Source organism: Pseudomonas deceptionensis (assembly GCF_900106095.1).
GTDB classification, from domain to species: Bacteria; Pseudomonadota; Gammaproteobacteria; order Pseudomonadales; family Pseudomonadaceae; genus Aquipseudomonas; species Aquipseudomonas deceptionensis.
Genome location: NZ_FNUD01000002.1, coordinates 3937138 through 3952204, shown reverse-complemented (window position 1 = coordinate 3952204; position 15067 = coordinate 3937138). Strand labels below are relative to the sequence as shown.

The 15067-nt window shown below is 60.6% G+C and carries 15 protein-coding genes and 1 pseudogene; 10 read left to right on the top strand and 6 right to left on the bottom strand.

The features are described from left to right. The first annotated feature begins 37 nt into the window (after window positions 1-37). The 5 genes and pseudogenes from BLW11_RS18150 to BLW11_RS23890 form a co-directional block, all read left to right on the top strand. Window positions 38-805, top strand: a complete 768-nt coding sequence (locus BLW11_RS18150) for an SDR family oxidoreductase (protein ID WP_048361040.1) — start codon at window positions 38-40, stop codon at window positions 803-805. Between the two features lie 16 nt (window positions 806-821). Further along, the gene (locus BLW11_RS18145; RefSeq protein ID WP_048361041.1) at window positions 822-1655 is read left to right on the top strand and encodes an SDR family NAD(P)-dependent oxidoreductase; all 834 of its coding nucleotides are present in this window, start codon (window positions 822-824) and stop codon (window positions 1653-1655) included. A gap of 218 nt (window positions 1656-1873) precedes the next feature. Then, window positions 1874-2911, top strand: a complete 1038-nt coding sequence (locus BLW11_RS18140) for a 3-ketosteroid-9-alpha-monooxygenase, oxygenase component (RefSeq protein ID WP_048361042.1) — start codon at window positions 1874-1876, stop codon at window positions 2909-2911. A 27-nt stretch (window positions 2912-2938) separates the two neighbouring features. Next, window positions 2939-4120 carry an MFS transporter gene (locus BLW11_RS18135; protein ID WP_048361043.1) on the top strand — a complete coding sequence of 394 codons (1182 nt, stop codon included), beginning with the start codon at window positions 2939-2941 and terminating at the stop codon, window positions 4118-4120. Window positions 4121-4155: 35 nt separating this feature from the next. After that, window positions 4156-4298: pseudogene (locus BLW11_RS23890) on the top strand (helix-turn-helix domain-containing protein); the annotation flags it as partial. Here BLW11_RS23890 and BLW11_RS18130 read toward each other — a convergent pair. Together BLW11_RS18130 and BLW11_RS18125 are read right to left on the bottom strand one after the other, a co-directional pair. Further along, window positions 4284-5813, bottom strand: coding sequence for a SulP family inorganic anion transporter (locus BLW11_RS18130; protein ID WP_048361044.1), 1530 nt, complete (start codon window positions 5811-5813; stop codon window positions 4284-4286). The pseudogene BLW11_RS23890 and the gene BLW11_RS18130 sit on opposite strands and share 15 nt — an antisense overlap. Window positions 5814-5896: 83 nt before the next feature. Then, entirely contained in the window at window positions 5897-6625 is a 729-nt protein-coding gene (locus BLW11_RS18125) for a carbonic anhydrase (RefSeq protein WP_048361045.1), read from the bottom strand. Between the two features lie 409 nt (window positions 6626-7034). Here BLW11_RS18125 and BLW11_RS18120 point away from each other — a divergent pair, with 409 nt between their 5' ends. Beyond that, a complete protein-coding gene (locus tag BLW11_RS18120) occupies window positions 7035-8048 on the top strand; it encodes an AraC family transcriptional regulator (RefSeq protein ID WP_048361046.1) in 1014 nt (337 codons plus the stop codon). A 21-nt stretch (window positions 8049-8069) separates the two neighbouring features. Here BLW11_RS18120 and BLW11_RS18115 read toward each other — a convergent pair whose 3' ends face one another. Together BLW11_RS18115 and BLW11_RS18110 are read right to left on the bottom strand one after the other, a co-directional pair. Then, window positions 8070-9125 (bottom strand): permease, encoded by a 1056-nt coding sequence (locus BLW11_RS18115; RefSeq protein ID WP_048361047.1) that lies wholly within the window; start codon window positions 9123-9125, stop codon window positions 8070-8072. 122 nt (window positions 9126-9247) lie between these two features. Beyond that, a complete protein-coding gene (locus BLW11_RS18110) occupies window positions 9248-10024 on the bottom strand; it encodes an IclR family transcriptional regulator (protein WP_048361048.1) in 777 nt (258 codons plus the stop codon). A gap of 171 nt (window positions 10025-10195) precedes the next feature. On the opposite strand from BLW11_RS18110, the gene BLW11_RS18105 reads away from it, so the two are divergent. The 3 genes from BLW11_RS18105 to BLW11_RS18095 are packed head-to-tail and all read left to right on the top strand — an operon-like array spanning window position 10196 to window position 12959. Then, window positions 10196-10957, top strand: coding sequence for an ABC transporter substrate-binding protein (locus BLW11_RS18105; RefSeq protein WP_048361049.1), 762 nt, complete (start codon window positions 10196-10198; stop codon window positions 10955-10957). A gap of 59 nt (window positions 10958-11016) precedes the next feature. After that, window positions 11017-11673 (top strand): amino acid ABC transporter permease, encoded by a 657-nt coding sequence (locus tag BLW11_RS18100; protein ID WP_048361050.1) that lies wholly within the window; start codon window positions 11017-11019, stop codon window positions 11671-11673. Further along, on the top strand, window positions 11670-12959 hold the full coding sequence (locus tag BLW11_RS18095; protein ID WP_048361051.1) for an NAD(P)/FAD-dependent oxidoreductase: 1290 nt from the start codon (window positions 11670-11672) through the stop codon (window positions 12957-12959). Before BLW11_RS18100 ends, BLW11_RS18095 begins: the two co-directional genes overlap by 4 nt. Before the next feature lie 4 nt (window positions 12960-12963). On the opposite strand, the gene BLW11_RS18090 is transcribed toward BLW11_RS18095, so the two are convergent. Both BLW11_RS18090 and BLW11_RS18085 read right to left on the bottom strand, forming a co-directional pair. Continuing rightward, window positions 12964-13185 carry a YgdI/YgdR family lipoprotein gene (locus tag BLW11_RS18090; protein WP_048361052.1) on the bottom strand — a complete coding sequence of 74 codons (222 nt, stop codon included), beginning with the start codon at window positions 13183-13185 and terminating at the stop codon, window positions 12964-12966. A gap of 173 nt (window positions 13186-13358) precedes the next feature. Further along, window positions 13359-14033, bottom strand: coding sequence for a GTP-binding protein (locus BLW11_RS18085; protein ID WP_048361053.1), 675 nt, complete (start codon window positions 14031-14033; stop codon window positions 13359-13361). 260 nt (window positions 14034-14293) lie between these two features. On the opposite strand from BLW11_RS18085, the gene BLW11_RS18080 reads away from it, so the two are divergent. Further along, window positions 14294-14998, top strand: coding sequence for a YoaK family protein (locus tag BLW11_RS18080; RefSeq protein WP_048361054.1), 705 nt, complete (start codon window positions 14294-14296; stop codon window positions 14996-14998). The last annotated feature ends 69 nt before the right edge of the window (window positions 14999-15067 follow it).

The window sequence follows — 15067 nt, the reverse complement described above, 5'->3', positions numbered from 1 at the left end:
CAGGCCACCGTGCGCCTGCATCATCAAGGAAAGTCTTATGCCAGTTACAGCTGTCAGTGGTTCCGCTTCCGGGATCGGCGCCGCCGTGTGCGCCGTTTTGCGGGCTGCGGGGCACCGCATCATCGGGATTGACCGGGCCAGCGCCGAAGTGGTCGCCGACCTGTCGACCCGTGCCGGGCGCCAGGCGGCGGTGGCGCAGGTACTTGAGCAGTCCGGTGGTGTGCTTGACGGGCTGGTGTGCTGTGCAGGGCTGGGGGTGACGGCGTCTTCAAGCAGTCTGGTGCTGGCGGTGAACTATTTTGGCGTCAGTGAGTTGCTTGACGGCCTGGCGGATGCTCTGGCCAAGGGTGAAAACCCGGCGGCACTGGTGATTGGCTCGGTGGCTGCCACTCAGCCCGGTGCAGATCAACAGCCGATGGTCGCAGCCCTGCTGGCCGGTGACGAGGCGCACGCGCTGGAACTGGCCAATGCACTGGGCCAGCCCCACATCGCCTACGCCAGTTCCAAGTACGCGGTGACCTGTGAGGCACGGCGCAAGTCGGTGCAATGGGCCGCGCAAGGCATACGCCTGAACGTGGTTGCGCCGGGCGCGGTAGAAACCCCGCTGCATCAGGCGGCCAAGGATGACGCTCGGTTCGGCAAGGCGGTGCGTGAGTTTGTGGCGCCATTGGGCCGTGCGGGCACGCCTGAAGAAATCGCCCGGGTGGTGGCTTTTCTGCAATCGGACCAGGCCAGCTTTGTGACCGGCAGCGTGGTGTTTGTCGACGGTGGCATGGACGCGATGGTGCGTGCGCAGCGCTTCTGACTTTTAAGGAATTCCCATGAACAAAGTGGCATTTATTACGGGCGCCAGTCGCGGCATTGGTCGGGAAACCGCTCTGGCGTTTGCCCGGGCAGGTTTTGATCTGGCCATCAGCGCCCGTAGCCTGGATGAAGGCGAAAACCATACCCACGGCTTGCGCAACCCGGACGGCACGGCACTGCCCGGCAGTCTGAATGCCACCGCTGCGGCGATCCGCGAGCTGGGCCGCAAGGCGCTGGTGGTACGCATGGACCTGCTCGACAGCGAGTCGGTGCTCGCGGCCAGCCAGGCGGTGCTTGCCGAATATGGCCGGGTGGATGTGCTGGTCAACAACGCGATCTACCAGGGCAGCGACCTTAACGCGCCATTTATGGAGCTGCAGCCCGAGACGCTGGAGCGGGTGTTCCAGGGCTATGTCATGACCCCGTTCCTGTTGACTCGGGCCGTGGTCAGCCAGATGTTGGAGCAGGGCGGCGGTGTGGTAATCAATGTCACCTCCGGCGCCGGTGAAACCGATCCGCCGGTGGCGGCGGGCAAGGGCGGCTGGGGTTATGCCTATGGCGCGGGCAAAGCGGCGGTGTCGCGTTTGTCGGGCATTTTGTCCGTGGAGTTCGGGGATCAGGGGATTCGCGCTTTCACCCTCAACCCGGGTGTCGTGACCACTGACGCCTTGCGCGCCACTATCGGCGACAAAGGCGTGATTGCCTTGCGTGCAGGCTCTGCGCCGCCGCAAGTGCCGGCTGCGGTCATGGTGTGGCTGGCGACCAGTGATGCAGCGGTGGATCATCAGCGCAAAACCATTCACTGCCAGCCGTTTGCCCGTGAGCACGGGATTGTTGAGGATTGGCGCTGATAAAGGCGGGCTCCCACCCTGTGGGAGCGAGCTTGCTCGCGATGGCATCCCCTCAATCTGTCTGAAACGCCGCGTTGTGCGTATCGCAGGCAAGCCAGCGCCCGCATGGATGTGTGCAGGGCGCTGCAACTAGTCCATCTGAACGATGAGCCAGTTAGTCACCTCGGTGAAGATCACTCAGTAAAGCGCCCTGGCCCTTAACCTGAGGAATAATAAAAATGACTAAACTCGCAGAAATCCACGTCGAGAATGCTTTGTCGCCGCGCTTTGGCCGTGGTTGGCATTGCCTGGGTGAAGCGGATGAATACCGTGATGGCAAGCTGCATACCCTGAATATCTTTGGCTCACGACTGCTGGCGTTCGCCACGTCCAAGGGCGAGATCAGTGTGCTCGACGCCCATTGCCCGCACATGGGCGCTGACCTGTCCCAGGGCACCATCGAGAATGACCGGGTAGTCTGCGCCTTCCACCACTGGCAGTACGATGCCAGCGGCAAGTGCGTCGAGATCCCTTACTGCAAGCGCATTCCGCCCAAGGCCAAAACCCGCGCCTGGCAGACCTGCGAAGTGAACAAGCTGCTGTTTGTATGGAACAACCCTGAAGGCAAGCCGCCCGCCGAAGACGTGGTGATTCCGCACCTGCCGGAGATGGACAGCGAAGACTGGCTGCACAGCTGGCACATGGACAAGCTGATCATCAACACCAACCCCCGCGAGCTGGTCGACAATCTGGTGGATGCCCAGCATTTCGGCCCGGTGCATGGCACGCCGACCAAGTACTTCCATAACGTTTTTGAAGGGCATATCGCCCAGCAGATTTTCCACGGTGACTCCGAGCGTCTGGGCGGCGATCTGGTGGCAGAGTCGGCCTATTACGGCCCGGCGACTCACCTGACGCGCATGAGTGCGGTGTTCGACGGGCAGGAAATCAAGTCCATCCTGCTCAACTGCCACGTGCCGATAGGCCCCAACAGCTTTGAGCTGCGCTTTGGCTGCATGGTGAAAAAAGTCCCTGGCTGGACCGATGCCCAGAACGAAGCGCTGGCGGTGGATTACGTGCAGCGCAACCGCGACTCGTTCTACCAGGACGTTGATATCTGGACCCACAAAGTGCGGGTCAACAACCCGGTACTGGCCGAGGGCGACGGTCCGGTGTATCAGCTGCGCGAGTGGTACCAGCAGTTCTTCACCGATGAAGCCAGCGTTCCGGCGAGCATGGCCGAGCGCCGTGAAATCACAACCGTAGATCAACGCTGAAAGAAGACTCCGTGAAGGGCACTGCCGATGATGCTGAATCCACGTAAAACGCTGACCTTTATGTTGGCGGCAAGCCTGGCGTCGACCATCGGCGGTTTGCCCTTCAATACATTGCCCATTTTGCTGGGGGCGCTGGCGGACAGTTTCAGCTTTGCACCGTCGCAAATCGGTCTGTTGGGCTCTGTGTGTTTCAGTGGCTACCTGGTGGGAACGCTGGTTGCGGTGGGCTTTATTGACCGCTGCAACTGGCGTGTCCTGACATTCGGTTGCGCGCTGGGTGCGGCGCTGGCGTTGCTGGCCTCGTCACAATTACCGGCGCCGGCGCAATTGCCGCTGTGGGCTTTGATCGGTTTTTTTGCTGCATTGATGACCTGCCTCGGGTTGCGGATCATGGCCGAAATGCCCAACAAGGAGCGGGCGTTTGGCATCCGTCAGGGCATTGAGCTTGGCCTGGTGGCGCTGGTGCTGTTTGTGTTGCCATCGCTGGTGATCAGCCATTTTCATTACGCCGGAGCCGCACGGGTATTGGCGGCAATGATTCTGTTGCTGAGCCTGAGCGCCTTCGCGTTGCCGCGGCGCAGTGACTTCTCGGTACAGACCGGTTTGGCTGAAGAGAGCTCCCTTCAAGGCCGCTTTCGCTTCCCGGTGCCGGCGTATTGGGCACTGGGATTTTTCTTTGTATTTGGCGCCGGGCAGATTGGCCTGTGGGCATTTCTTGAGCGTCTGGGGCATGGCCTGGAGGTGGCGCCGGGGCAGATGGGCGTGGTGTTCGCGGTGCTTAAACTGCTCGGCGGCGGTGCGGCGCTGGCGCTGGCCCTGATAGGCGACCGCCTCGGTTCACGCTGGCCGCACCTGTTGGTGCTGGCAGTGATCGGCACTGGCTTGCTGTTACTGGCCTACGCACAAGGTTTTGTGATGTACGCGCTGGGTGCCTGGATTTGGGAAGTGGGTTTCTGCTGGGGCTGCATTTACCAGACGGCCGCCGTTGCCCGTCTGGACCCGAGCGGTCGCTCGATCATGCTGATCCCGGCGGCGTTTGCCCTGAGCTCGATGGTGGGGCCGGCACTGGCGGGGCAACTGGTGGCGGACGGGTTTGCCGGGTTGTTGTGGCTGGCCCTGGCCACTGCGGTGGTGCCGGTGGTGGCGTTTGCCGGGTTGCTGGCCAAGCGTTTGGCGGCACCGTCGGTGGTGACGCCCGTACACGCCTGAGGTACAGGAAGATCGTGCAGGCAGTGCCTGCTGGCTGGCTGGCCGAGCCCGACCACAGCCATGCCGACATAGCCCAGCAACCGGGCTTTGCCGACACTCGCTCGTTTTACAAAGCCTTTCGAAAGTGGACGGGAACCATCCGGGGCATCCCCGGCGGTTGATTTCAGGCGGTGGCTGACCCCAGGCCGCGGGTGGTGCGCAGTCGGCCTTCCAGGCGTCGTTTCAACCCCTGAGGTTCAATGATCAGCTTCGAGCCCTTGGCAGCATTGGCCCGTCCCCATTCTTCAAACAACTCCAGGCAGGAGTGATCGATATAGCTCAGGTTGTTGAGGGGTACATGCACGATGCTGCCGGCCGGTACGCGAGCCAGGACCTGAGTCAATGCCGGTACTTTGAGGAAGGTCGCCGAGCCATTGAGCCGCAACTCCATTTCGCCGCTTTGGGGCAGATCAATCAGGCTGATTTTCAGGCGTGCTGCATTCCACGCCAGATTGGCCAGGGTCAGGCCGAAACCCAGCAGTACCCCGGTCAGCAAGTCAGTGAAGATGATTGACAGGGCGGTCGCCGCATAGGTCAGCATCGGCATGCGGCCATAGCGTGCCAGGCCGCGAAAAGCCTTGATGTCCACCAGTTTGATCCCGGTATACACCAGCACACCCGCCAGGCTCGCCACCGGAATGCTTTGCAGCACACTGGACAGCAACAGCACAAAAGCAAGCAGCCAAAGGCCATGGAACATTGCCGAAAGCCGGGTGGTGGCGCCTGCCTGAACATTGGCCGAACTGCGCACGATCACGCCGGTCATTGGCAGTGCACCCAGCACGCCACAGAGCATGTTGCCGACCCCTTGGGCCGTCAGTTCCTTGTCAAAGTCGGAGCGCTGGCCGTTGTGCATGCGGTCAACAGCCGCTGCGGACAGCAAGGTTTCTGCGCTGGCGATAAAGGCCACCGCAAACGCTGCGATCAACAGATTGGGATCGGCAAAGTTCAGCAGATCGGCCGGGCGAAGCCAGTCGATGGCATCCGCCAGATTTTCCGGAACTTCGACGCGCTTGACCTGCAACGCCATGATCAAGCTGACCGCCGTGGTCAAGCCCACACCGAGCAGGGCGCCGGGGACAAAGCGCAGCTTTTGCGGTCGTAATTTATCCCACGACCACATCACCACAATGGTTGCCAGGCCCAGCAGGCCTGCCTGCCAGCCAAGGGTTGGAATGGCTTGTGCCACTGCCTGCGGGAAGCCTGCAAGGTTATCAAGGCCTGAGGGTTTCGGGGCGCCGTCGAGCATCACATGTATTTGCGACAGCACAATCAGCACCCCGATCCCGGCAAGCATGCCGTAGACCACTGCCGGGGCAGTAACGCGGAACCAGCAGCCCAAACGCAAACGTCCGGCCACCAGTTGTAAAAAACCTGCCAGGAGCAGGATCGGCCCCAGCATGGCCATACCATGCTGGCGCACCACTTCGAAGACCAGCACGGCCAGACCGGCTGCCGGGCCACTGACTTGTAGCGGCGATCCCGCCAGCCAGCCTACGACCAGACCGCCGATAATGCCGGTGATCAAGCCTTTGGCCGGTGGCATCCCGGAGGCGATGGCGATGCCCATGCACAAGGGCAGGGCGACCAGAAACACAACCACAGAGGCCAATAGCTCCCGTGGCAATACTGCTTTTAATTGCGCAGCACGCATGATGATTCTCCCTAGGGGATTCTTGGGGCGTGGCAAGGCCTGGCGTCATGCTCGGCCGCCACCGCTACCTCGTTGGGATGTGTTTAGAAGCGCGCTTTAGGTGTCGCACAAGGGATTGCCTGGAGATTGTCCAGTGGCAGGAAGCAGCCTGATTCTGCGTCGTAGGCTTTGATTTGGCTGGTTTCAATGTTGTAGACCCAGCCATGGATAAACAACTGGCCGCTGGCCATGCGCGAAGCGACTGAGGGGTGAGTACGCAGGTGCTGTAACTGAGCTATCACGTTTTCTTCGGTGAGCACATGCATGCCTTCAGCTTCATTGACGCACGCACAGTTCTCCTGAACCATGCTCTTGGCCACTTCGGCATGGCGCAGCCAGGCTTTGACTGCGGGCATTTTTTCCAGGCTGAGCGGGTTAAGCACTGCGCGCATCGCGCCACAGTCGGAGTGCCCGCACACGATGATGTGCTGTACGCCCAGCGCCAGGTTGGCGTACTCGATCGCCGTGCTGACCCCGCCATTCATCTCGCCGTAAGGCGGTACGACGTTGCCGACGTTACGGGTGACGAACAAATCCCCAGGAGCACTTTGGGTAATCAATTCGGGGACGATTCTAGAGTCGGCGCAGGCGATAAACATCGCCCTTGGGCGTTGAGCTGTGGCCAGTTTTTTGAAGAGCTCTTTCTGTTGCGGAAAGACCTCGCGATGGAAGTGCAGAAAACCTTTAACAATGAGCTGCAGTGCTGCGCCAGCATGTTCCGTTTCAGGAGGGGCAGTCGCTGCAGCCGAGAGCTGTGTCACCTTGTTATCCATCGTTCATCCTCTGTGGTGGAGCAGGGGAATAGCTAATGCGAGTCATTTGTGACTCGTCGGTCACGTTAGCGCCCGAAACTTAACTGAACCTTAATTGACCGCTCTAGCACGGGTTTTAGATGAGAGTTCGCCCACTTTTTAGAGACGCTGTTGCGGGGCAATTACGGGAGGATTTATGTAGCCGCTGACGGGCTGCGCGAGGCTGCGATCTGGGGTGGTGGCCGGGCTGTTGTGGCTGGCCCTGGCCACTGCGTTGGTGCCAGTGGTGGCGTTTGCCGGGTTGCTGGCCAAGCGTTTGGCGCCACCGTCGGTGGCGACGCCCGTACACGCCTAAGGTACTACTGGCTTTTTGATCTGCGCTGCTTAAGATGGCCGACATCTAACGGACATCGGATTTGGATCAGGGGCCATGCTGAACAAGGACACCATCTCCATTTATCTGGTGCGCGAGGCTCTGTTGCAGAGCTGTGCGCCGGGTAGCGCCACGGACGAAGTGCTGCACAAGGTCGGCATTGCCCCCGCGCTGCTCGATCAGCCGGATGCCCGTGTGCCTGCATTGGTCTATGCGCGGATGTGGCGGCTGTTGGCGCGGCGTCTGGATGACGAGTTTTTCGGCATGGACCCGCGCAAGTTGCGCTCCGGCAGCCTGGAATTCATGTGTCGAACGGCCATGGCCCAGCCGACTCTGGCCCAGGGGCTTGAGGTGGTGCTGGGGTTCCTGTCGTTGATGTTGGAGCGCTTGCCGGCGCGGCTGGTGCGCCAGCAAAGCCTGGCGGAAATTGTCTTGCAGGAGCCTGACTCGAATCCGGGCCGTGGCTTCACCTACTTCACCTACTGGATGATCGTGCACGGTGTGGCCTGCTGGCTGGCCGGGCGGCGGATCCCGATTCTGGCGATAGAGTTGCGCTGTGCGACGCCCGATTACTGCGAAGACTACGAGGTGATGTTCTCCGAGAACCTGCGCTTTGACCGGCCCCGCACGCGGATGATTTTCGCGGCCGACTGCCTGGATGCGCCGATCAGGCGCAACGCCCAGGAGCTGAAGCGGTTTCTGGCCGAGGCGCCGGCCAATATCCTGGTCAAGTACCGCGACCCGCAAAGCCTGGCCAGCCAAATCAAGCAGGCGCTGCGCCTGCAGCCTGCCGAACAGTGGCCTGAGACCCCGGGCATGGCGCAGAGCCTGTGCATGTCGGCGTCGACCTTGCGCCGTCGTCTGGCGGACGAAGGGCAAACCTTTCAAGGTCTCAAGGACGGTGTGCGCAAGGAGCTGGCGATTGCCTGGCTGGCCGAACCCGACCACAGCTTTGCCGACATCGCCCTGCGCCTGGGCTTTGCCGACACCAGCTCGTTTTACAAGGCCTTCCGCAAGTGGTCAGGGACCAACCCGGGGCACTATCGCAGCCTGATTCTGGGCAGCAGCTGAATCACCGGGTTGCGGTGACTGTCAGAGCAACCACATCCCCACCAGCCCGCTCAGCACACCGACCAGCATGGTCATCAGTGCCACGCTGACCAGCACGCGGGCGTCGAAGTCCTTGCGCAGCATCAACAGCGACGGCAGGCTCACGCTCGGCAAGGTCATCAGCAGCGCCACGGCAGGGGCGGTGCCCATGCCCAGGGCCATCATGGTTTGCACAATCGGGATTTCTGCCGCCGTCGGGATTACGAACAGGGTGCCGATAATGGCCAGCGGCACCAGCCACATCAGGCTGTCGCTCATGGCGCCGTCTACATGGGGGAACAGCCACACACGTGCCGCGCCCAGCAACAGCACCGCCAGCAGATAGACCGGAATGGTGTTCCAGAACAGCTGCCACAAGGTGCGGCCCCAGCGGCTGAAGAAGTTCTGCTCATCAACCAGGCTGGCTTGCGACACCGCATCCAGTGCGGCCTCGGGGATGCTTTCAGGGCGCGAGATGCGTTGCGCGATCAACGAGACCCCCACCACCAGCACGATGCCCGCCACCAGGCGCAGCGCACTGAAGCCCCAGCCCAGCACAAAGCCCATGAACACCAGCGTCGCGGGGTTAAGGACAGGGTTGGCGATCCAGAAGGCGAGTGCGGCGCCGACCGAGACTTTTTGCCGACGCATGCCAGCGGCCACAGGGGCTGCGCAGCAGGTGCACATCATGCCTGGCAAGGCGAACAGGCCGCCGCGCAGGGTCGAGCCCAGACCGGCCTTGCCGAACAGGCGCAGCAGCCAGTCACGGGGGATCAGGACCTGGATCAGCGAGCCGAGAATGACCGCCAGCACGGCCGCTTTCCAGATCGCCAGGAAGTACACCTTGGCATAGGCCAGTGCGGCAGCGACGGGTTCGCCCTGGTTATCGTTGAGGATCGAAGCGCCGATGCTGTGGTTGTCGGCCGCGACAAAGGCCTTGAAGTAGTAGGGCGACCACTTGACGTAGTACAGGCCAATACCGGCTACCAGCAGAAACAGCAAAGGCTTCCACCAGAATGACCAGCCTCTGGTGGGCGTGGCTGGGGAGATACTGGACATAAAGAGTTACCGAACGCAGGGGAATAGCGCGGCATGATAACCGTAGTCGCCGAGGAGCGCAGCGAGGCTGCGATGGGCTGCGACGTTATCGCAGCCTCGCTGCGCTCCTCAGCGATTGCACACTACAGCGTCCTGATCGAATTGCTGATCGCCCGGGCGCACTGGATCACCGAGGAGGCCATCTTGTCTTCGGCATCCTGCAGGGTCCAGCGGCTGGTGGGCACCACTACATGCACGGCCGCTACCGGCACGCCGTTACTGTTGAAAATGGGTGCGGCCAGGGTCATGTCGCCAAGGAACATCTCTTCCTGGTTGGTGGCATATCCCAGTTTTCGGCAAGTCAGCACGCGGTCGAAGATGGCCGCCGTATCGGTCAGTGTGTGCCGGGTCAGCTCAACCCGCTTGCTGCTTGCAAGCAGCCTGTGCACTTCGTCATCCCCCAGGCCGCTCAGGTACGCCCGACCGGCGCCGGTGCAGTACATGGGGATGCGGCTGCCAATGGGCATATGGATCGGGATGAATTTTGGCGCCACAAAGCGCGAGACATAAACCATGTCCAGCCCGTCGGGCTCTGTCAGGTTGATGGTCTCACCGGTGATCTGGTTGAGCTCGGCCAGGTAGGGGTTGGCCACATCGACCAGAATGTCGGCAGCCAGATAGTTGTAGCCGATTTCCATCACCTTGGGGGTTAGCTGGAAGCGGCGGCTTTGAGTGTGCTTGCGTATGTAGCCCAGCTCCTCAAGGGTATGCACCATGCGCTGGGCCGAGCTTTTGCTGATGCCTGCCTCCAGCGCAATGTCGGCCAGCGTCATGGTGCGCCGCGCTGCTCCAAAGCCACGAAGTACGGCCAGGCCCTTTTCCAGTGACTGGTTGAAAAGAGGGTTGTTGCTATCGCTCATGGCGCATCCTTGGCATTTTTCAGGTACATAGATATCGATATGCGATATCTATAAATCTCTTTACGATTTAAGTAAATTGGTTATAGTCGATGCCGGCATTTTGTACCAGAGAGTGCAAGCGATGTTGAGTGCCGCATTGGAACAATAAAAGCGACCACAGGGAGATTCGCTATGCAAAAACCTTTTCAAGTACTGACGCTCGTATGCGCAATGGCTGCCGGATTGATTGGATCTGCCAGCGCCGTTGCAGAGCCTGTCTATAAGGTCGGTGCGACCGCAACGGGTATCCCGTTCACCTTCCTCGACATCAAGAGCGGCAAAATCCAGGGCATGATGGTCGACGCGGCCGAAGCCGTCGGCAAAGCCGGAGGGTTTGATACCGAAATCCAGCAAACCACGTTTGCTGCACTGATTCCCTCGCTGACCACCAACAAGATCGACCTGATTTCCGCCGCCATGCTCAAAACCCCTGAGCGTGAAAAGGTTGTGCAGTATTCCGATCCGATTTTCAGCTACGGCGAAGGCCTGATCGTTAAAGCTGACGATCAAAAAGAATACAAGACCATGGATGACCTGGCCGGTGAAGTGGTCGGTGCCCAGGTGGGTACAGTGTTCCTCGATGCGCTGAACAAGCACGGCGGCTTCAAGGAAGTGCGCAGCTACGACTCCATCCCCGACCTGATGCGCGACCTGAAGCTGGGTCGCATCAAGGCCGCCTTTGGTGATCGCCCGATCATCGCCTACCAGTTGGCCCAGGGCAAAAACCCGGACGTGAAACTGTCGAGCACCTACGTGCCGGTGGTGATGGGCGATGTATGCCTGGTCATGCGTCAGGGCGACGCCGAAAAGCTGGCGCAGGTCAACAAGGGCATCGCAGCGATCAAGGCTGACGGCTCTCTGCAACGCATCATCGAGAAGTGGCAGCTGAACTGATGACCCTGTGGCCCCCGCGTTGCGGCGGGCCACTTCTTGTAGCGTTGCGCAGGTAGTTTATGTTTCTCCAGGACGCGTTGGATTTTCTTCCGATTCTGCTCAAGGGAGCAGTGGTCACCGTGCAGGTCACGGCGGGCTCGTTCGTGCTCAGCTCAGTGATTGGCCTGTTGTTCGCGCTGATGATGGTTTCCAGGATTCGCGCCGTCGCATTGTTCGCCATTGGCGTGGTCAATGTGATTCGCGGCCTGCCGATCATCGTGCAGCTTTTCTATATCTATTTCGTATTGCCCGACTTCGGCATCCAGCTCAGCGCCATGCAGGCTGGCGTGGTCGGTCTTGGGATCGCCTACTCGGCCTATCAGGCCGAGAACTTCCGCGCCGGGATTCAAGCCATCGACCTCGGTCAGATCGAGGCTGCCGAGTCGTTCGGCATGCGCGGCCTGTTGATCATGCGCCGGATCGTATTGCCCCAGGCGTTTCGCATTGCCTTGCCGCCCTATGGCAATACGCTGGTGATGATGCTCAAGGACTCGTCGCTGGTGTCCACCATCACCGTGGCCGAGATGACCCGACAAGGGCAGCTCATAGCGTCTTCGACCTTTGAAAACATGACGGTCTACACCTTGGTGGCGTTGCTCTATCTGTCGATGAGTTTGCCGTTGTCGTATGGCTTGCGCCGTCTGGAAGGTCGTTTTGCGCTACGGAGGCGTACATGAAATCTTCGTCAACCTTGAAACTGCCGCCATCACTCTGGTCAGCCACGGCCCGCCCCGGTGCGCTGACACAACCGCTCAGGGAAAACAGGCACGCCGACGTGGCGATTGTCGGCGCCGGTTATACCGGGCTGGTGACAGCGCTACGGCTGGCGGAGTCGGGGGTCAGCGTGTGTGTGCTGGATGCGGGAGAACCCGGTTGGGGCGCATCGGGTCGTAACGGCGGGCAGGTGATCCCCGGGCTCAAGTACGACCCGGATCAGTTGATCGAACGCTTTGGTGCGGACCGCGGCGAGAAGATCATCCAGGCGTGCGGCGGGGCGGCGGACGAAGTGTTTTCGTTGATTCGCGAATACGGCATTGCTTGCGATGCAACGCGCAAAGGCTGGATCCAGCCGGCCTACTCCAGCAGCACGATGAAGACCCTGGAGCACCGTGCCAGGCAATGGCAACAGCGTGGCGTGGCCGCACAGTTGCTGGACAGCGACCAGGTCTGCCAGCGTATCGGGACCCGGAACTATGTCGGTGGCTGGGTTGACCCGCGTGCCGGCAGTTTGCATCCGCTCAATTATGCGCGTGGCCTGGCCCGATCGGCGTTGGGCCGAGGGGTCACGATCCACAGCGACACCCGGGTGACGGACTTGCGCCGGATCGGCCCGCAATGGCAACTGACCACTGCCCAGGGGCACTGTGTGACGGCCGAGCGGGTGGTGCTGGCCACCAATGGTTATACCGACGGTTTGTGGCCAGGGCTGCGGCAAACCGTGCTGGCGGCCAACAGTTTCATGATTGCGACCCGACCGCTTTCGCCAGAGCTGCGCAAAACCATTTTGCCGGGTGGGGAAGTGTGTTCGGATGCCCGGCGTTTGCTCCTGTACTTCAAACAGGATGCTCAGGGGCGTGTGCTGCTGGGCGGGCGAGGGCCTTTCGCCGAGCCGGGCCGGGCCGAAGACTGGGCGCATCTGGAGCGCTCGCTGGTCAGCGTGTTTCCGCAGTTGGCGGGTGTGGCGATTGAATATCGCTGGAGCGGTCGTGTGGCGTTGAACCACAGCGTGATGCCGCAATTGCACGAGCCGCAACCGGGCCTGTCAATCTTGATGGGGTACAACGGGCGCGGCATTGCGATGTCCAGCACACTTGGCAAACACCTGGCGGCCCGTATTTCGGGAGCCAGCGATGATTTCCCGTTCCCGGTCACACCGATTCGCCAAATCCCCTTCCACAGCCTGCAGCGATTGTATGTGGCAGCGGGGATCAGCTATTACCGGTTGCTGGACGCGTTGAACTAACCCTTCAATCCGACTTGATGGTCGCCACATCGGCGGCCTTGACCTGCACACGCTTGCCGGCGATGTCGACGAACTCATAAAGGCCGTCTTTGTTTGTGGTATTTGGCAGGTCTTTGGTCAGGTACTGCGTGCCGTTTTGCAAGGTTACAACGCTCGGGGTCGCGCAGCCCGCCAGTCCTAGCAGGGCTACCATAAGCAAGGGTAAACCGATAACGCTGATCTTCATGCATGTACCTTGAGCTGTAGGCAAGTAGTTATTGCTCGCGCAGGGCTTGATTGGATTGCCGGCGCTTAAACGCAGTTGCTGCATCTGACAGCGTTTTTTGTCGAGAGTGCGGCGGATAGTCGGGGTTTATGCTGAAAAACTCAAACGGTGAGCCGTTACGCGGCTGCAAGCGGTCAAGTCGGGCAGGCGTGGACGCCGTTGTCGAGGCCTTGTTTGTCGACGCGGCTGAGCAGGGTGGCCTTGCCGTCTTTCCAGGTCAGGGTCAGCACGTGCAGCGAATCAAAGTCATTGCCCGGCCAGTCTTCGGTCAGCGAGGTCTTCTTGCCCAGCGCCTTGCTGGCTACGCTGTTAATCAGTTCAGGCAAATAGCCGTTGGACCAGGCGGTGTAGATCGTTGCGTTGTGATACTTGTCATCGGTCAACTCATTGGCCAGTGCGCGGGTGTCATTGGCCGAGTACTCCAGGTTGATCGGCAAGCCCAGTTTGATGGCGCTGGGGTTGATGGTCATCAGCGGTCGTACGTAGCTGTAGGCGTCATCATCGGCGCCTTCTTCGACCTGGCGTGACGGGTTGGCGGCAAATACGTAGTTGGCCTTGCCGTAGCGTTGTGGCAGCAGGGTAGCCAAATCAATCGCCCGGTTCAGTCCCTGGCAAGTAAGCTGGCCAAGGCCGTCGGCGGGTTTTTCGGCATGGCGCAAAAACACCAGGGTCTGCACGCCGTCTACCGGCTGGGCAAAGACTTTTTCTGCGTGTACGCCCAACGTGACGGCGCCAGCAATCAGTAACAGCGGGATAGCCGCCAGTGCGTAGGGCTTGAGTCGAGGTTTTTTCCAAACGGACTGGGTCATGGGGCTCTTCTGTTTACATCTATTAAGGCCGACCTGCCCGGCACAGCGAGCGAATTCGCCCGTGTGTTGATCCTTGTCATTGACACACAGCCTATGCTCCTTATCCCTGAGCCAAGCGTTTATTAGACGTCTATTTCAAAATTGGTTCGATTTTACGTGCGCCAAATCAGGAATGATCCTATAGGCCGTGGTCTATGTTGGCTTTTTTGTATGACAAAATTGTTCTCATTTATCCAGGTATCCCTACAGAGGCTCCCTCAATGCTGCCAGCACCCCTTAGAAAACCGAGTAATCCCGTGCATGTGCGTGTTCGCGCCTGGCGCGGTCGGGTGGGGCTGGCAATGGTTGCCAGTTTGTCGGTACTGGCGGGCATGACCGACGCCATTGGCTTTCTGGCCACCGGCGATTTCGTTTCGTTTATGAGCGGCAACACCACGCGCCTTGCGGTGGCGGTAGGTGAGGGTGACCTGCGCCTGGTGGTGCGCCTGTTGTTTGCCGTGCTGGCGTTTATTGTCGGCAACGCCCTCGGCGTTTTACTGGCGCGTTGGGGCGGGCGCCGTGCTTTGCCGCTGATGCTGGTGATTGCGGGCCTGTTGTGCACGGCAGCGTTATTGCCGCTTGCCACCCAAGTGCCGGCGTTGCTGGCCGCGATTGTGGCGATGGGCATGCTCAATGCGGCGGTGGAGCAGGTCAATGGCTTACCCGTGGGGCTGACCTATGTGACTGGCGCCTTGTCGCGTTTCGGTCGGGGCCTGGGGCGTTGGATACTGGGCGAGCGGCGCAGCGGCTGGCGCGTGCAACTGGTGCCCTGGACCGGGATGTTGCTGGGCGCGGTATTGGGCGCTTTGCTGGAGGCGCAGTTTGGGCTCAAGGCCATGCTGTTCAGCGCCGGGCTTGCCGCAGTGCTGGGGCTCGCGACGTTGAGAATCCCGCGGCGCTGGCAGCGTGATTACATGCCGCGTTAAACCGCCTCTACCTCGAATGGCCGATACGCCCGCTTCAGCCTGCGGGGTAAGCTCGCTTTTGCCTTGGGC